The following is a 15,881-nucleotide window of genomic DNA, read 5'->3' as shown; positions in this document are numbered from 1 at the left end:
GGCTTCGGTTTCCAATTCCGCGCGCGGCGCCCGGGCGTGGCGAGCGTCGCACTGGCGGACTCAGGAGGGGAACAGCTCGCTGAGCTTCATCGACAGCATCATGTCGCCTTCGACGCGCAGCTTGCCGCCCATGAAGGCCTGCATGCCATCGGTTTCGCCGCTGACGATGCCCTTGAGGGTTTCGCTGTCAAGCACCAGGGTGCAGTTGGCGTCGGGGTTCTCGCCTTCCTGCAGCTCGCAGGTGCCATCCTTGATGATCAGCGCGTAATGCTTGTCTTCGTCGGTGATGTTGAAGCCGTAGACCAGGTCCAGGCCGGCGGCGGCGGACGGGTTGAACTTCTCTTGCATCTTCTTCACGGCATCGGCTACGGAGGTCATGGCGTGTTCCTTATCGGTTGTGGGTGACGGAATACAGTGGCGGAAACGGATGGGTCAGCGGTAGGTGATCAGTTCCGGCGCTCTGAGCAAACGCAGGTGCGCCTGGCTGTTGAAGGTACTCAGGCTCACGGTGTGACCCTGGAATTTCAAATGGCTGAGCGAAGTGTTGACGATCTGCCAGTTCAGCGTGAAAGCCTGGGCGGGCGTTATGCCCGTCACGCGGTGAAGCAAGGCGGCGATGCTGCCGCCTGAGGTGAATACGGCAATGTCCTGGCCTTCCTGAGCTTGATCCAACAGGCGCTGCAAGCCCCGGTCGATGCGCGCAGTGAAGGCCTGCCAGGTTTCCAGGCCATCGTCGGCGCTGTGCTCGCCAGCGTGCCAGCGCTGCACCATCAGGGCAAACAGGCGCTGGAATTCGCTGCGGTGCGCGCGCGCGTTGCGCATCACGTCGAGCACATGCGGCTCGTGGGGCAGCAGATCGGGCAGCAGGGTACGGATCACGCCTTCGGCGTCGAACTCGTTGAAGTCGGGGTCGGTGTCCAGTGCGGGAACGGCATTGCCATGGGCTTGCAGAGCATCGAGCGCGATGCGCGCGGTGTCTTGCTGACGGCGCAGGTTGCCGGCGATGCAGCGGTCCAGGTGCAGCCCCAGCTGGGCGAAGTGTTCACCCAGGGCCTGGCTTTGGCGTATGCCCAGTTCGGACAGCACGTCATAGTCGCTGGCGCCGAACGAAGCCTGGCCATGTCGGATCAGATAGAGATTGCCCACGGGGTGCCTGCACGCATTGGGAGTGCAGCGAGGTTAGGATGCGGCCGGCAGGCTGTCAACGAAAAAGCATACAAGCGTTTGAAAAGGGCGTTTGAATGTTGACGCATGCTTCTCGAATTCGACGGCCTGCATCGCGCCCGTTCCTACCGAAACGCGCGCCCGTTGCGGGCGCGCGGTCGATTTCAATGGGCGCCGGCCGATTTGCTCAGGTCGCTTTCGGCCCATTCCGTGTAGATGCACGCATCGGCCACTGCCCAACGTACCTTGACCGTATCGCCTGGCTGCATCGGCATGCCGGCGGCCGACAGTGCCTTGACCGTCAGTTCCGTGCCCCCTGCGGTGACCACATGGCAGGTCTGGCTTTCCCCGAGGAACAGCACTTCGCCCACCTTGGCGCCGACTTCGTTCCAGCCGGCCGGCAGTGGCTCGCGCGCGGCCTGTTCGACGCTCAGGGCCAGGGCCTTTTCCGGGCGCACCATCACCAGCGCGTCTTGCTCGGCGGCAAGCCCTGGGGTCAAGCGGATGGCCAGCGGTTGGCCCTCGAACGTGCCCGCCGCATTGCTCTGGGCCTTGATGCGCAGGAAGTTGGAGTTGCCCAGGAACGAGGCCACGAACGCGTTCGGCGGGTTCTGGTAGAGGTCGTAGCCGGTGCCCAGGCCGACGATCTTGCCGTGGCTGAAGATGGCGATGCGTTGCGACAGGCGCATGGCCTCTTCCTGGTCGTGGGTCACGTAGACGATGGTGATGCCCAGGCGCCGGTGCAGCTGGCGCAGTTCGTCCTGCAGGTCTTCGCGCAGCTTCTTGTCCAGCGCGCCGAGCGGTTCGTCCATCAGCAGGATGCGCGGTTCGTACACCAGGGCGCGGGCGATGGCCACGCGCTGTTGCTGGCCGCCCGACATCTGCGACGGCTTGCGATGGGCGAAGGGTTCGAGCTGCACCAGCTTGAGCATGGCATCGACGCGCTTGGTGGTTTCCGTGGCGCTGAGCTTGCGGATGGCCAGAGGGAAGGCGATGTTGTCGCGCACGTTCAGGTGCGGGAACAGCGAATAGCGCTGGAACACCATGCCGATGTCGCGCTTGTGCGGCGGCACCTGCACCAGCGATTGGCCTTCGACCAGAATCTCGCCGCTGCTCGGGGTTTCGAAACCGGCCAGCATCGACAAGGTGGTGGACTTGCCCGAGCCGCTGGAGCCGAGGAACGTGAGGAATTCGCCGTCCTGGATCTCCAGGTCGAGGTTGTCCACGGCGGTGAAGTCGCCATAGTGCTTGTTCAGGCCGCGCAGGCTGACCAGAGTCTTGCCAGGCGCTTTGTCTTGGATCACTGCACTCATTTTTATTCTCTCCGCAGACTGCTTTTCACAAGCTCACGCGTTGGCTTCGGTACGCCGGCGCAACGCGGCGGCAATGAACATGACCAGCAGCGACAGGCCGATCAGCAGCGTCGAGGCGACGGCGATGACGGGGCTGAGGTCCTGGCGCAAGGTGGTCCACATCTTCACCGGCAGGGTCTGCAGGTCGGGGCTGGCCATCATCACGCTGAGCACCACTTCGTCCCACGAGACGAGGAAGGCGAACAGACCGCCGGCGATCATCCCCGGGCGAATGGCCGGAAAGGTCACCTTGTAGATGGCTTGCAGGCGCGAGGCGCCGCAGATCACCGCCGCATCCTCGATGGACTGGTCGAACAGCTTCAGCGAGTTGATGATCGAGATGATGGTGAAGGGCAGTGCGACGATCACGTGGCTGACCACGAAGGCGAACAGCGTGCCGGTGTAGCCCAGTTTCAGGAACAGCGCGTATACCGCCACGGCGATGATCACCAGCGGCACGATCATCGGCATGGTGAACAGGCCGTAGAGCATTTCCCGACCGGGGAAACGTCCGCGCACCAACGCGAACGCGGTGGGCAGGCCCAAGGCGACGGCGGCGACGGTGGTCAGCACGGCGACCTTGAGGCTGGCGAGTGCGGCGTCCATCCAGTCGGGGTTGGAGAAGAACTGCGCGTACCACTTGACGGTCCAGCCTGGCGGCGGGAACACCAGCCACTGCGAGGAGCCGAACGACAGCAGCACGATGAACACCACCGGCAGCAGCAGAAACGCCGCAATGACGCCGGTGGTCAGGTACAGGCCCGTACGCAGCGGGCGACCCATGGCATTGGGAGACAGAAGCATGGCGGATTACCTCGGGTTGCCGACCGGAGATTCCGGCTGCAGCTTCAGGTACAGGTAGAAGAGCACCAGGGTGATCGCCACCAGCAGTGCCGCGGCGGCGCTGGCCAGGCCCCAGTTGAGGAACGACTGCACCTGCTGGATGATGAACTCGGGCAGCATCATGTTCTGCGCCCCGCCCAGCAGCGCCGGGGTGACGTAGTAACCGAGCGACATGACGAACACCATCAAGGCCCCGGAGAACAGCCCCGAGCGGCACAGCGGCAGGAACACCTTCCAGAAGTTGGTCCAGGGGCTGGCGCCGCAGATCGAACCAGCCTGCAGCACCATCGGGTCGATGGCGTGCATGGTCGCCTGCAATGGCAGCACGATGAACGGGATCATGATGTAGCTCATGCCGATCACCACCCCGGTGAGGTTGTGCACCATCTCGATGGGGGTATCGATGATGCCCATGGCCATCAACGCCTTGTTGATCACACCCGAGCTCTGCAACAGCACCAGCCAGGAGTAGGTGCGCGCCAGCAGGCTGGTCCACATCGACAGCAACACGATGTTCAGCAGCCAGCGGCCCCAGCCTTGAGGCACCAGGGTGATCGCCCAGGCCAGCGGAAAGCCCAGTAGCACGCTGATCAGCGTCACCAGGCCTGCCACCGAGAAGGTGTTGATCAGGACCCGGGTGTAGGCCGAGTTGGCGAACAGTTGCGCGTAGTTGCCCAAGCCCGGCTCGGGCTCCAGCACGCCGCGCAGCAACAGGCCGATCAGCGGTGCGAAGAAGAACAGGCCAAGGAACAGCAGGGCCGGCAGCAGGTTGCGGCTGCCTTTCCAGCGCTGGCCCAGGCTCGGGCGGCGCACGGGGGCGGCGCCTGTGTCCGGCCCTTGGGCGTTTTGCAAGGCGTTGATGGCGACTTTCATTTGACCAGCCACTCATTCCAGCGGGCGGCGATGGCCTGGCCGTTCTTGGCCCAGTAGGCGAAGTCCAGGGTTACCTGGTCTGCGGCGTAGGCGGTCGGCAGGTTCTTGGCCAGGTCGCTGTCGAGCTTGGCGACGCTGTCGACGTTCACCGGAGCGTAGGCGGTCTTGTTGGCGAAGTCGGCCTGGCCCTGCGCGCTGCTGGCGTTGGCCAGGAACTTCATGGCCGCGTCCTTGTTCTTGGCGCCTTTGGGCACGACCAGGAAGTCGGCCATGACCAGGTTCTGTTTCCAGCTCACGCCGACTGGCGCGCCGTCTTGCTGCAAGGCGTAGACGCGGCCGTTCCAGAACTGGCCAAGCGAGGCTTCGCCCGAGGCCAGCAGCTGCTGGGACTGCGCACCGCCGCCCCACCAGACGATGTCTTGCTTGATGGTGTCGAGTTTCTTGAAGGCGCGGTCCAGATCGAGGGGGTAGAGCTTGTCGGGCGCGACGCCGTCGGCCAGCAGGGCCAGTTCCAGCACGCCTGGGCTAGGCCATTTGTACAGGGCGCGTTTGCCGGGGTAGGTCTTGGTGTCGAACAGGGCGCTCCAGTCGACCGGCTTGCTGGCGCCGAGCTTGCCTTCGTTGTAACCGAGTACGAAGGAGAAGAAGAACGAGCCGACGCCATGGTCGGAAACGAAGCGCGGGTCGATCTTGTCGCGTTGGATGGTGTTGAAGTCCAGCGGTTCGAGCAGGCCTTCGCTGGCGGCGCGCAAGGCGAAATCGGCTTCGACGTCGACCACATCCCACTGCACGTTGCCGCTTTCGACCATGGCCTTGAGCTTGCCGTAGTCGGTCGGGCCGTCCTGGACCACCTTGATGTCGGTCTGTTTGCTGAAGGGGATGGCCCAAGCTTCTTTCTGCGCATCCTGAGTGGTGCCACCCCAGCTGACGAAATTGACGTTCTCGGCGGCCACGGCCGCCTGGCAAGCCAGGGTCAGCAGGCTGGCGGACAGCACTGCGCTTACACGTTTGCTCAACAGCATGGTTACGCCCTCGTTACTTTTGTTATTCGAGGCGGGTCAAGTGCACCCGCCAATCATGTTCGGGGAGCAGCTTTGTACTGGGTGAAGCGACAACGTTGGGTCCGGATGCAGCACGTAAATATCAAGGTCTACGGAATGTCATATTATGGTATTCCAAGATTTTGGCAAGTAATTGAAGGCTACCGGCCATCACTTGTTTTCCACCCCCGAACGTTAGGCTCTTCGGCAGGATGGGGCGCCTTCGCTCTGTGTGGTTTCTAGGCCAGCGGGCGGGCGATTGCGTCGCCCGCCGCAGCCTTCGTCCGTGTGCGTCTCATGCGCACTCAAACAGGCTCGAAAGGAATGCTCTGCACCACTTCCAGTTCGTAACCGGCCAGGCCCGCGTACTTGAGCGGCGGGCCGAGGTGGTTGAGCTTGCCCACGCCGAGGTCTTGCAAGATCTGCGCCCCGGTGCCGACTTCCGAGTACACCCGCGATTGCCCACGCTGATACGGACGTTGCGGTTGGGTGAGCTGTGGAATGCGTTCGAGCAGTGCCTGGGAGGATTCATGGTTGGCCAGGACCACCACCACGCCAGCGCCTTCCTGAGCGACCTTTTCCAGCGCCGCCCATAGGGTCCAGTTGGCGGGGCCGGCATACTCGGCGCCGACCAGATCGCGCAGCGGGTCGATCACGTGCACGCGCACCAGGGTCGGACGCTCGCGGTGGATTTCACCCATCACCATGGCCATGTGCACGCCGCCTTCGATACGGTCTTCGTAGCTGACCAGACGGAAGGTGCCATGTACGGTGGGCAGTTCGCGTTCGCCAATGCGCTTGACCGTGTGCTCGGTGCTCAGGCGGTAGTGGATGAGGTCGGCGATCGTGCCGATCTTGATGCCGTGCTGTGCGGCGAACACTTCCAGGTCGGGGCGGCGGGCCATGGTGCCGTCGTCGTTGAGCACCTCGACGATCACCGAGGCCGGGGCGAAGCCGGCCAGGCGCGCCATGTCGCAGCCGGCTTCGGTGTGCCCGGCACGGGTGAGTACGCCGCCTTCGCGAGCGCGCAGGGGAAAGATGTGGCCAGGTTGCACGAGATCTTCGGGGCGAGCGTCGGCGGCCATGGCGGCGGCGACGGTGCGTGCGCGGTCGGCGGCGGAAATGCCGGTGGTGACACCCGTGGCGGCCTCGATGGACACGGTGAAGGCGGTGCTGAAGGCGCTGCCGTTGGCAGGCACCATCTGTTCCAGGCCGAGGCGCTGGCAATGCTCGTCGGTCAGGGTCAGGCAGATCAGGCCGCGGGCATGGCGGGCCATGAAGTTGATGGCGGTGGCGTCGCAGCGCTCGGCGGCGATGAGCAGGTCGCCTTCGTTTTCCCGGTCTTCGTCGTCCACCAGCAGGACCATCTTGCCTTGGCGGTAGTCTTCGAGGAGTTCTTCGATGCTGTTGAAAGCCATGCGCTACGCTCACTTCTTGTAAAAGGTTGTGGTATACCATCATACACAAACCCCCTTGCGGAGCGCAGTGCATGAAAGCCTATTGGATCGCCCATGTCGACGTCAGCGACGCCGAGCAATACCAGCAGTACACCCAGCGCGCGCCGGCGGCGTTCCAGGCCTATGGCGGACGTTTCCTGGCCCGTGGCGGCCGCAGCGAAGCGCTGGAGGGCCGACCCACGCCGCAACGCAGCGTGGTGATCGAGTTCGATTCCTACGAGCAGGCGTTGGCCTGCTACCGCTCGGCCGAATATCAAGAAGCCTGCGGCCACCGCCAAGGCGCGGCCAAGGCCGAAGTGATCATTGTAGAAGGGTTTGCGCCTTGAGCCCTGCGACGTCAACGCACGGCTGACAGGGTCATCGGGCAGGCCGCCAGTTCTTTTGGCGCCAGCCTGGCGGTTGCGATCACTCGGACGCGGATCGGTCGACCCACACCTCGACCCGGCGATTGCGCAGGCGCTCCTGCCACTGCATGTTGCCTGCCACCGGCAACGCATCGCCCAGGCCCAGCACCTGCCGCGCCTGCACGCCCTGGCGCGCCAGTTCGCGACGCACCGCGAGCGCACGCAGGCGCGAGAGCAGGGCCGCGCGGCCTGGCGTGTCTTTGCGGTCGCTCAAGCCCACCAGCACCACGCTGCCACGCAGCTTGCCCGCAGCCCGCAGATAGCCGGCCACCCGCTGTACGTCGTGCAGGGCCTTGGTGTCGAGCAGGGCACTGTCGGGTTGGAAGCGAAAGCTCACGCTCAGGCGCTCCGCGCTGCTGGCCAGACGCCGGTAGGTCGGCGGCTGGTCGGGCAGCGGCGCCACGGCGACCGGCACGATCTGCTGCGCGACGAAGCCCTGCGCGGCGACGATGGCCTGGCCCGCGTTGCTTTGGGCGAACGTCGCGAGACCTTGGGCAAAGGGCGTGGGCTGCGCGGGTAAATAGAAGTACAGGCGCCGTGACAAGGGATAGTCCTCGCTGGCCACCAGCGCCCGACTGGGCGCCATCGCCGGCCCATCGCCGGCTGCGATCGCCAGTGCGCGTGCCGCGTGCAGCGTGCCCAAGCCGCTGAAGCCGATCGCCTGGCGGTCGGCCACTACCTGTGCCACCAATGCGTCGGCCGACTCGAAGCGCTCGGCCTGGGCCGACAAGCGCAGGCGCTGTGGGCGCAGCACCAGGCTGTCGAAGGTCTCGAACGTCCCCGAGCGCCCATCGCGGGCATACAGGTGGATCTCGCCGCCTGTCACGCCCAGTTGCTCCCAGCGTGTCACCTGACCAGAAAAGACCTGCGACAGTCGTTCGAGCGTCAACTGCCTCAATGGGTTGTCCGGGTGCGTGACGATCGCCACGCCGTCGAGCGCGACCACCTGCTCGCTGGCTGCACTGCGCAAGTCGCCCATGCCGCTCAGACGCTTGAATTCGTCATCGCCGATTGCACGTGAGGCGCTTGCCAGGTCTGCCTGGCCTTCGGCCAACGCCATGAATCCGGTGCGCGTGCCATGGGCGCCGATGTCGATGCGTATCGGCTGGCCCTGCGCGTCGCGTGCGCGAACCACCCATTCGTTGGCAAGCGCGCCGGGCCGCTGCTCGATGGCGGTCGCGCCGCGTGCCTGCAACATGCCTTGCACCAACGCCGGCACCAAAGCGCTGCCCAGCGTGTTGGAGCCCTGGATGCGCAACTGGCTGGGGGCCGCCCAGGCCAGTGTCGGCACCAGGCAGAGGAGGGCGATGAGACGCGACATACCGTGCAGGCTCTTGGCGGCGATGCTCGGCAGGGTACGCCTGTCGCGTGTCCAGCGGATGACAGGCGCGCCGGACTGTATGGCTTTCTCTAGAGCCATCTGTGCCGCACGGCTCAGGCGCTGTCGCGTTATGCTGTTTCTAGATGTTTCTATAAAAAGTCTGCATAAGGAAGCCAACCGTGCCGCTCAAGGACCTGCTGATCGCCCTGGTGGTGATCGTCGCGTGGGGTGTCAACTTCGTCGTCATCAAGGTCGGCCTCGATGGCTTGCCGCCGATGTTACTCGGCGCGCTGCGCTTTTTGCTGGTGGCGTTTCCCGCCGTGTTGTTGATCAAACGGCCCAAGCTGCCGTGGCGCTGGCTGGTGGCCTATGGCGCGACCATTTCACTGGGGCAGTTCGCCTTTCTTTTCCAAGCCATGTACAGCGGCATGCCGCCTGGGCTGGCGTCGTTGGTGCTGCAATCCCAGGCGTTCTTCACGCTCGGCTTCGCTGCGCTGTTTCTCGGTGAGCGATTGCGCCCGGCGAGTGTGCTGGGCTTGTTGGTGGCGGCCGCGGGGCTGGCGGTGATCGGTAGCGAAGACAGTGCCCACGTGCCGCTGATCGCCTTGCTGCTGACCCTGTGCGGGGGCGCGATGTGGGGCATGGGCAACATCATCACCCGACGCTTCGGTTCGGTGGACCTGGTGGCCCTGGTGGTCTGGGGCGGCTTGATTCCACCGCTGCCGTTCCTGGCGCTGTCGTGGTGGCTGGAGGGGCCCGAGGCGATCAGCCATGCGCTGCTGAACATCTCGCTGAATTCGCTGTTGGCCCTGGGGTACCTGGCCTTCATCGCTACCATGGTCGGTTACAGCCTATGGGGCGCCTTGCTGTCGCGGCACCCGGCCGGCAAGGTGGCGCCGTTTTCCTTGCTGGTGCCGGTCATCGGGTTGAGTTCGTCGGCCTGGTTGCTGGGCGAGCGGCTGACGGCGTTGCAGTGTTGGGGTGGGGGGCTGGTGATGATGGGGCTGCTGATCAATGTGTTCGGTCCGCGACTGGCACAACGGTTTCACACACGCCGTGACCACACTACCTGAGGTAGGCCGGGCAATCTGCTAGGATCGGCGCTTTGTATCGGCTTGGAGGCTCGACATGATCGTTACCACAACCTCACAGATCGACGGTCGTCCGGTCGCCCAGTACCTCGGCGTGGTCAGCGCCCAGTCGGTGCAGGGCGTCAACTTCGTGCGTGATTTCTTCGCGCGCTTTCGCGACGTTTTCGGCGGGCGCTCGCAAACGCTCGAAAGCGCGTTGCGCACGGCACGCGAGCAGGCCACTGACGAGTTGCAGCGGCATGCCCAGCAATTGGGTGCGGACGCGGTGGTCGGGGTGAACTTCGAAATCAGCATGCCCAGCGCGCAGGGCGGGATGGTGGTGATGTTCGCCAGTGGTACGGCGGTACGCTTGGCGTGAAGCTTCGCAATCGGCTCAACGGCGCCTGTTTTCGGTCGATTCATTGATCCTGGGCAGGGGATTGGCGCATCGCGCTCGTGAGGCCTGTGCAGGTGTGTTTTTCTGTCGGACATTTCAGCAATGTCCACCGGAGAAACCCTATGAGAGTCAGGGAAGATACTTACTGGCAGTGGGCCGATGCCAACCTGCACAGTCGTTGCCATGACGAGGCACTCAGCGACGGCACTTCGTTTGAGGTCCAGGTGCGCTTGTCGCGCCTGGGCGCCACACAGCTGTTCCTGGGCCTGTACAACCGCGAAGGTACGGCGATCCGCGAAGAGTATTATCGCCAGCGGCCGGGAGAAACCATGACCCGCGCCATGGTCTGGGGTGTGGACCGCGCACGGGCCTTGGCGACCGGCGCCGTCGAGCTGCCGTCGGTGGCTCGACGCAAGGCCTGACGCGGTCGCAGAAACGCCCGACCAGGGGCCGGGCGTCAGGTTGTAGCGCCGGTGGCGTCACTCCACCGATTCGATCACTTTCACCGCATCGCGCTCGCGGGCCGCGGGCCATTCCTGTTGCAACGTTTGCAGCACCCGTGCCACGAATTCGGTGTCAGCTGCCGCCTTGCGCCCCACGAAGCCCTGGCCGCGGCGGTACACCTTGAAGCGCGCGCGCATGCTCGGCAGGTGGGCCTCGAACTGTTCTTCGTGGGAGTTGGGCGGCAGGCGGTCGAGGCGTACCTCGCCGGTCTGGCTGAGCCACAGCAGGTGGTCGTCGAAGCTGTCCTTGCGCGCGGCGAACAGCTGGGCCAATTGATCGATGGTCGGTTTGTCGTTCAGGTTCATCATAAAGCCCCCATTACCCATTGTCTGGTGTCGTTCCGAGTGTTCGCCACAGGCGTGTAGCGCACTACCAAAGCTGCTACCGCAGCGTTGCAACAGGGGCTTTCTCACGCTGTCTTTTGGACAGTTCCCGCTCCAGAGACGGCCTGCGTTACCGCGCAGGCCGTCTGGAATACCCGTGCCAGTGTCCCCGATCAGGGAGACGGCTCGATCATGCCCAAACTTCTGGAAGGTCGTCAATAATTTTGTAGTGAAAATTTCTAGTCACTACATATTGTCGAACAATCGCTTTAGTCGTGTAGGCTGGCGCGCAATTTTGCCGTTTCAACGCCGACGTCGCCGTCAAGGCGAACCCTGCCCTTGGAAAGGGGTCAGGAAAAAGCCGCACCCAAAAAAGTGTCGTCGAGACCACAGACAAGGAGCTTCGCCCGCATGCCGACAAAGCCTGACCCTGAAAGCAAACCCAGCATCAATCCCCCCGTCTTTTGGATAGCAGCGCTCTTGCTGTTGGCCTTGGTGATCTACGCCAGTGTGTTTCAAACCCATGCGCAAGCGCTGTTCGGTCATATTCAGGGCTGGATCATCGGCAACGTCAGTTGGTTCTACATCCTTGCGGTGGCGATCGTTCTCGGTACCGTGGTCTTTCTGGGGGTCAGCCGCTACGGCGACATCAAGCTCGGCCCCGACCACAGCACCCCCGACTACAGCAGCGCCACCTGGTTCGCCATGCTGTTCTCGGCCGGTATGGGCATCGGCCTGATGTTCTTCGGCGTCGCCGAGCCGGTCATGCATTTCGCCAAGCCGCCCTTCGGCGACGGCGGTACGGTGCAGGCGGCGGGCGAAGCCATGCGCATCACCTTCTTCCACTGGGGCCTGCACGCCTGGGCGATCTACGCCATCGTGGCGCTGATTCTGGCCTACTTCAGCTTCCGCCATGGCTTGCCGCTGACCTTGCGTTCGGCGCTCTATCCACTCATCGGCGAGCGCATTTACGGCCCGATCGGGCATGCCGTGGACATCTTCGCCATCATCGGTACGGTGCTCGGCGTAGCGACTTCGCTGGGCTTTGGCGTGTCGCAGATCAACACCGGTCTCAACGCACTGTTCGGTGTCCCGGTGTCGATTCCGGTGCAGATCGCGTTGATCATCGGCACGACGTTCCTCGCTACGTTGTCGGTGGTGTCCGGCCTGGACAAAGGTATTCGCCGACTGTCCGAGCTCAACCTGGGCCTGGCGGTGCTGTTGCTGCTGATGGTGATGGTCCTGGGACCGACCGTGCTCATCCTGCAGACTTTCGTGCAGAACACCGGTGGCTACCTGAGCGAAATCGTCAGCCGCACCTTGAACCTCAACGCCTATCAACCGACCGACTGGATCGGCGGCTGGACGCTCTTCTACTGGGGCTGGTGGCTGGCCTGGTCGCCCTTCGTGGGCCTGTTCATCGCGCGCATTTCCCGCGGCCGCACCATCCGCGAGTTCGTCACGGGGGTGCTGTTGGTGCCGACCGGCTTCACCCTGCTATGGATGACCGTGTTCGGCAACACCGCCATCCACATGATCCTCGACCAGGGCTTCACCGACTTGGCAGAAGCGGTGAACCGCGACACGTCACTGGCCTTGTTCGCCTTCCTCGAACACTTCCCGTTCTCCAGCGTGATCAGCACCTTGGCCATCGTCATGGTGGTGGTGTTCTTCGTCACTTCGGCCGATTCCGGCGCCATGGTGGTCGACATGCTGGCCTCGGGCGGGCAGGAAAACACGCCGGTCCGCCAGCGCATCTTCTGGGCGTCGAGCATGGGCCTGGTAGCCATCGCGTTGTTGCTTGCCGATGGCCTGACGGCCTTGCAGACCGCCACCATCGCCAGTGCCTTACCGTTCACCATCGCTTTGCTGTTCAGCATGCGTGGATTGCTCAAGGCATTGAAGCTCGATGCCACCAAGCGCGGGCTACGCCATCAGGCGCTGGCGATTTCGCCGACTGCTTCGCGAGGGGCCAGCAATTGGCAGCGCCGCTTGCGCACTTTGGCGATGTTCCCGCGTCGTTCCCACGTGCTGCGCTTCATCAGCGACGTCGGGTTGCCGGCTTGTCAGTCGGTCGCCGAAGAATGGCGCCGCCAGGGTTATGAATGCGTCGTAGAGCAAGGCGAGGAGGGCGATGTGACGCTCAAGGTCGGGCCGAGCGAAGACACTTTCGTCTACCAGATCCGCCCGCAAGCCTATGCGATGCCCAGCTTCGTCAGCAGCGAGGCCGACGGCGAGGAGCGCAAGTATTTCCGTGCCGAAGTGCATTTGCGCGAAGGCGGCCAGGACCACGACGTCATGGGCTGGTCGAAGGACGAAGTGATCGGCGACATCCTCGATCACTACGAGCGCCACCTGCACTTCCTGCACCTGGTGGGATGAGATGAAAAAAGGGCCGCGAAAGCGGCCCTTTTCCGTGCGGGACATCGGCTGCGCTACGCACGCCTTGTCCATGCCTCAGTCCAAGTCGGCCGCGCTGTGGCGCTCCGGCACTTGGGTCCGCTCGTCCCCCCAGGTGCGGTTGACCCGCAAACCACGCTGCACGGCGGGCCGTGCGGCGATGGTCTCGGCCCAGCGCAACACATGCGGGTACTCTTCGACGGCAAGGAATTCGGCTGCGTTGTACACCGTTCCCTTGACCAGCTGGCCGTACCACGACCACACCGCGATGTCGGCGATGCTGTAGTCGTTGCCGCCCAGGTAAGGGCTTTCTTCCAGGCGCCGGTCGAGGACGTCGAGTTGACGCTTGGCCTCCATGGTGAAGCGGTTGATGGCGTATTCGATCTTCTCCGGCGCATACACGTAGAAGTGGCCAAAACCGCCGCCCAGATAGGGCGCCGCACCCATCTGCCAGAACAGCCAATTGAGCGTTTCGGTGCGCGCCACGGACTCGGTGGGCAGCAGGGCGCCGAACTTTTCCGCGAGATACAGCAGGATCGAGCCGGACTCGAACACCCGCTGCGGCGGCTCGACACTGAGGTCGAGCAGGGCGGGAATCTTCGAGTTGGGGTTCACGTTGACGAAGCCGCTGGAGAACTGATCGCCCTCACCGATGCGGATCAACCACGCGTCGTATTCCGCGCCAGTGTGGCCCAGGGCAAGCAGTTCTTCGAGCAGGATGGTGACCTTGACGCCGTTGGGCGTCGCCAGCGAATACAGCTGCAAGGGCTGCTTGCCGACCGGTAGTTCCTTCTCGTGGGTCGGGCCGGCGACCGGACGGTTGGTGCTGGCGAATTTGCCACCGGAGGCGGCGTCGTTGCGCCAGACCTTGGGGGGGACGTAGGCATTGCTCATGAGGGCTCCTCGGTGTGGAAAAGATGATGCGTCTTGGAGTGGACCGGCGAGGGTGAGTGGGGTTCGAACGCGGTCGGAGAAGTCAGGCCGGCAAGCACGCCGCGAGCGGAGAGGCCCCTGGGCCGCGGCGTGATCGCCATACGTGGCGCCGGCCACCGTTGCCGCTCTGCGCTTGCCACGAAAACTGCGCACTGCGTGCGTTATGCAGCAGACTACCCATCATGATCCTTACCGCAAAGAGGCTTCGATGAAGACCGAGTTTTTCGGCAATACCCGCTTGGACAATCCTTCTGCAGGCACTTGCGACGAATACGGCCTGACTGGCCTCAAGCGCTTCGACGACCTGCTCGACGCCCGTCAGCGGCTGATGCTCGAGCATCCCGGCTGCACCATCGTGATGTCGCTCGACGATCTCGACCAGGCGCGCTATACCAGCGGGCACGCGCGGTTGGGCTTGGGCCTCGACCAACCCGATGCCACCGAACTGGCCCATCTGCCTGCCTGCTGTTTCGAGCACGGCGAATACGTCGGCTATACCAGTTGCAAGGCTGAATTTGCCATGTGCCTGCGCAATCTGCGCCAACATGTCGTCGCCACTACCTTCGCCGATGCCTGCGCCCACGGCCTGACCCTCGACGACGAGGCGTTACAGGGTTGGGTCCAAGCGCAGCGCGCGCCGCTGGCGGTGGTCGAGCAACCCCTCATCGCGTTGGTGGTGCCGGTGCTCAACAGCGCCGATGCGCTGGTGGCGTTCCCCAACGGCTATTTCGAAAGCGATCTCGACCCGGCCATGAACCACGCTGTAGTCAGTCGTCTGCAAGGCCTAGGCTATGGCTTGTTCGGTGTGGGCGCGACCTACCTCGGCCTGCTGCGTGACGCACCGGCCGATGCGGCGACGGCGACGGCGGTGGCCCAAGCCTTTGCCGCCCTCTACAACGTCGAAGCGGCGCAACGGGATGCGTTGATCAGGGTCGTGATATGTGCTGTGAGCGGGCAGCGACACCTGTGGTTACGTTACGTGGAATGACCGGCGGCGCTCATCGCGCGCCCAACCGCTGGTCCAAAGCCAGGCACTCCTCAGCGGCTTGGCCCTTCTACCACTCAGGCCCAACCATCAGGAGCGAACCTCATGCCTCAGGGTGACAAAACCAAATACACCGCCAAGCAGAAACGCAAGGCCGAACATATCGAGCAGCAATACCAGAGCGAGGGGCTGTCGGCCGAGCAAGCCCAGGCCCGCGCCTGGGCCACGGTCAACAAGCAGTCGGGCGGTGGTGAGAAGGCTGGCGGCTCGGGGCGTAAAACGTCCAATAGCGCAAAGGCCAGCGCACGCTCGGACTCGGCCAAGCGCGCTGCCAAGTCCCGTGAAGGGCATGATCGTATGTCCGAGGCGTCGTTGGAATCGCAGACCAAGGAGAGTTTGCTCAAGCAGGCGCGTACCCAGGACATCAAAGGGCGGTCGAGCATGAGCAAAGCCGAACTGATCGCCGCCTTGCAGCATCACGCCAAGCAGTGAGGCGCCAGACGCTGGGCTCTGCGTGCAAAGCCAGAGTCCGGGCGTCTGCCTAGATAGCAAAGGCTCATGCAGTTCAAGGCGAGCGCATGTTGCGTGTCCGCTTCCGAACTTCGTTTCTTGATCGGCGCAACAGCGCATGCCAGTGCTCGGTCAGCGGGCGAATCCAAGGTCTGCTCGCTAAGAAGACCTAGCCTGAGCATTAATGCTTAAGTATTAGTTATGTATGAGTTTGATGCTGTTGCCGTTGTTAATTAAACGCACTCCGGAATTTCTGGCATAGAGCGCTTACAGATTTATGCTGGGCGGTCGATATAAAAATAAAT

17 protein-coding genes are annotated in these 15,881 nt (G+C 63.6%); 7 read left to right on the top strand and 10 right to left on the bottom strand.

Annotation, left to right across the window (positions count from 1 at the left end):
- Positions 1-60: 60 nt before the first annotated feature.
- The 7 genes from B4M43_RS16185 to ribBA form a co-directional block, all read right to left on the bottom strand.
- A complete protein-coding gene (locus B4M43_RS16185) occupies positions 61-378 on the bottom strand; it encodes an SCP2 sterol-binding domain-containing protein (protein WP_296268491.1) in 318 nt (105 codons plus the stop codon).
- 54 nt (positions 379-432) lie between these two features.
- Positions 433-1,146 (bottom strand): histidine phosphatase family protein, encoded by a 714-nt coding sequence (locus B4M43_RS16180; RefSeq protein ID WP_296268490.1) that lies wholly within the window; start codon positions 1,144-1,146, stop codon positions 433-435.
- Positions 1,147-1,328: 182 nt separating this feature from the next.
- Positions 1,329-2,477 (bottom strand): ABC transporter ATP-binding protein, encoded by a 1,149-nt coding sequence (locus tag B4M43_RS16175; RefSeq protein WP_296268489.1) that lies wholly within the window; start codon positions 2,475-2,477, stop codon positions 1,329-1,331.
- Between the two features lie 33 nt (positions 2,478-2,510).
- Positions 2,511-3,320, bottom strand: coding sequence for an ABC transporter permease (locus tag B4M43_RS16170; RefSeq protein ID WP_296268488.1), 810 nt, complete (start codon positions 3,318-3,320; stop codon positions 2,511-2,513).
- A 6-nt stretch (positions 3,321-3,326) separates the two neighbouring features.
- Complete coding sequence (locus B4M43_RS16165; protein WP_296268487.1) at positions 3,327-4,232, bottom strand: ABC transporter permease; 906 nt, start codon at positions 4,230-4,232, stop codon at positions 3,327-3,329.
- Positions 4,229-5,254 carry a polyamine ABC transporter substrate-binding protein gene (locus B4M43_RS16160; protein ID WP_296268486.1) on the bottom strand — a complete coding sequence of 342 codons (1,026 nt, stop codon included), beginning with the start codon at positions 5,252-5,254 and terminating at the stop codon, positions 4,229-4,231. The genes B4M43_RS16165 and B4M43_RS16160 overlap by 4 nt, the downstream gene beginning before the upstream one ends.
- A gap of 323 nt (positions 5,255-5,577) precedes the next feature.
- Positions 5,578-6,690, bottom strand: a complete 1,113-nt coding sequence (gene ribBA / locus B4M43_RS16155; RefSeq protein ID WP_296268485.1) for a bifunctional 3,4-dihydroxy-2-butanone-4-phosphate synthase/GTP cyclohydrolase II — start codon at positions 6,688-6,690, stop codon at positions 5,578-5,580.
- Between the two features lie 71 nt (positions 6,691-6,761).
- On the opposite strand from ribBA, the gene B4M43_RS16150 reads away from it, so the two are divergent.
- On the top strand, positions 6,762-7,055 hold the full coding sequence (locus B4M43_RS16150) for a DUF1330 domain-containing protein (protein WP_296268484.1): 294 nt from the start codon (positions 6,762-6,764) through the stop codon (positions 7,053-7,055).
- A 79-nt stretch (positions 7,056-7,134) separates the two neighbouring features.
- Here the strand turns inward: B4M43_RS16150 and B4M43_RS16145 are convergent, their stop codons facing one another.
- A complete protein-coding gene (locus tag B4M43_RS16145; protein WP_296268483.1) occupies positions 7,135-8,454 on the bottom strand; it encodes a phosphate ABC transporter substrate-binding/OmpA family protein in 1,320 nt (439 codons plus the stop codon).
- 179 nt (positions 8,455-8,633) lie between these two features.
- Here B4M43_RS16145 and B4M43_RS16140 point away from each other — a divergent pair, with 179 nt between their 5' ends.
- The 3 genes from B4M43_RS16140 (at position 8,634) to B4M43_RS16130 (ending at position 10,343) form a co-directional block, all read left to right on the top strand.
- Entirely contained in the window at positions 8,634-9,527 is an 894-nt protein-coding gene (locus B4M43_RS16140; protein WP_296268482.1) for an EamA family transporter, read from the top strand.
- 55 nt (positions 9,528-9,582) lie between these two features.
- The gene (locus B4M43_RS16135; protein WP_296268481.1) at positions 9,583-9,903 is read left to right on the top strand and encodes a YbjQ family protein; all 321 of its coding nucleotides are present in this window, start codon (positions 9,583-9,585) and stop codon (positions 9,901-9,903) included.
- A gap of 140 nt (positions 9,904-10,043) precedes the next feature.
- Positions 10,044-10,343 carry a hypothetical protein gene (locus B4M43_RS16130; protein ID WP_296268480.1) on the top strand — a complete coding sequence of 100 codons (300 nt, stop codon included), beginning with the start codon at positions 10,044-10,046 and terminating at the stop codon, positions 10,341-10,343.
- A 57-nt stretch (positions 10,344-10,400) separates the two neighbouring features.
- On the opposite strand, the gene B4M43_RS16125 is transcribed toward B4M43_RS16130, so the two are convergent.
- The gene (locus tag B4M43_RS16125) at positions 10,401-10,733 is read right to left on the bottom strand and encodes a hypothetical protein (RefSeq protein ID WP_296268479.1); all 333 of its coding nucleotides are present in this window, start codon (positions 10,731-10,733) and stop codon (positions 10,401-10,403) included.
- Between the two features lie 426 nt (positions 10,734-11,159).
- Here B4M43_RS16125 and B4M43_RS16120 point away from each other — a divergent pair, with 426 nt between their 5' ends.
- Positions 11,160-13,130: a BCCT family transporter gene (locus tag B4M43_RS16120; RefSeq protein ID WP_296268478.1), complete on the top strand. Its 1,971-nt coding sequence runs from the start codon at positions 11,160-11,162 to the stop codon at positions 13,128-13,130.
- Positions 13,131-13,205: 75 nt separating this feature from the next.
- On the opposite strand, the gene yghU is transcribed toward B4M43_RS16120, so the two are convergent.
- Positions 13,206-14,042: a glutathione-dependent disulfide-bond oxidoreductase gene (yghU, locus tag B4M43_RS16115; RefSeq protein WP_296268477.1), complete on the bottom strand. Its 837-nt coding sequence runs from the start codon at positions 14,040-14,042 to the stop codon at positions 13,206-13,208.
- Positions 14,043-14,289: 247 nt separating this feature from the next.
- Between yghU and B4M43_RS16110 the strand changes: the two genes are divergently transcribed.
- Entirely contained in the window at positions 14,290-15,069 is a 780-nt protein-coding gene (locus B4M43_RS16110) for a hypothetical protein (protein ID WP_296268476.1), read from the top strand.
- 102 nt (positions 15,070-15,171) lie between these two features.
- Positions 15,172-15,558 (top strand): termination factor Rho, encoded by a 387-nt coding sequence (locus B4M43_RS16105; protein WP_296268475.1) that lies wholly within the window; start codon positions 15,172-15,174, stop codon positions 15,556-15,558.
- Positions 15,559-15,881 lie beyond the last annotated feature (323 nt).

It is taken from the genome of Pseudomonas sp. UBA6562, assembly GCF_002434265.1.
GTDB lineage: Bacteria > Pseudomonadota > Gammaproteobacteria > Pseudomonadales > Pseudomonadaceae > Aquipseudomonas.
The sequence above is the reverse complement of the archived record's forward strand: the minus strand, read 5'-3'. Positions and strand labels throughout refer to the sequence as shown.

What these genes read in the sequence shown, in the direction of transcription:
- B4M43_RS16135 (WP_296268481.1), top strand. Translation starts at nt 9,583, where the DNA reads ATGATCGTTACCACAACCTCACAGATCGACGGTCGTCCGGTCGCCCAG.
- B4M43_RS16185 (WP_296268491.1), bottom strand. Translation starts at nt 378, where the DNA reads ATGACCTCCGTAGCCGATGCCGTGAAGAAGATGCAAGAGAAGTTCAAC.
- B4M43_RS16165 (WP_296268487.1), bottom strand. Translation starts at nt 4,232, where the DNA reads ATGAAAGTCGCCATCAACGCCTTGCAAAACGCCCAAGGGCCGGACACA.
- B4M43_RS16160 (WP_296268486.1), bottom strand. Translation starts at nt 5,254, where the DNA reads ATGCTGTTGAGCAAACGTGTAAGCGCAGTGCTGTCCGCCAGCCTGCTG.
- B4M43_RS16120 (WP_296268478.1), top strand. Translation starts at nt 11,160, where the DNA reads ATGCCGACAAAGCCTGACCCTGAAAGCAAACCCAGCATCAATCCCCCC.
- B4M43_RS16125 (WP_296268479.1), bottom strand. Translation starts at nt 10,733, where the DNA reads ATGATGAACCTGAACGACAAACCGACCATCGATCAATTGGCCCAGCTG.
- B4M43_RS16145 (WP_296268483.1), bottom strand. Translation starts at nt 8,454, where the DNA reads ATGTCGCGTCTCATCGCCCTCCTCTGCCTGGTGCCGACACTGGCCTGG.
- B4M43_RS16150 (WP_296268484.1), top strand. Translation starts at nt 6,762, where the DNA reads ATGAAAGCCTATTGGATCGCCCATGTCGACGTCAGCGACGCCGAGCAA.
- B4M43_RS16175 (WP_296268489.1), bottom strand. Translation starts at nt 2,477, where the DNA reads ATGAGTGCAGTGATCCAAGACAAAGCGCCTGGCAAGACTCTGGTCAGC.
- B4M43_RS16170 (WP_296268488.1), bottom strand. Translation starts at nt 3,320, where the DNA reads ATGCTTCTGTCTCCCAATGCCATGGGTCGCCCGCTGCGTACGGGCCTG.
- B4M43_RS16105 (WP_296268475.1), top strand. Translation starts at nt 15,172, where the DNA reads ATGCCTCAGGGTGACAAAACCAAATACACCGCCAAGCAGAAACGCAAG.
- yghU (WP_296268477.1), bottom strand. Translation starts at nt 14,042, where the DNA reads ATGAGCAATGCCTACGTCCCCCCCAAGGTCTGGCGCAACGACGCCGCC.
- B4M43_RS16130 (WP_296268480.1), top strand. Translation starts at nt 10,044, where the DNA reads ATGAGAGTCAGGGAAGATACTTACTGGCAGTGGGCCGATGCCAACCTG.
- B4M43_RS16110 (WP_296268476.1), top strand. Translation starts at nt 14,290, where the DNA reads ATGAAGACCGAGTTTTTCGGCAATACCCGCTTGGACAATCCTTCTGCA.
- ribBA (WP_296268485.1), bottom strand. Translation starts at nt 6,690, where the DNA reads ATGGCTTTCAACAGCATCGAAGAACTCCTCGAAGACTACCGCCAAGGC.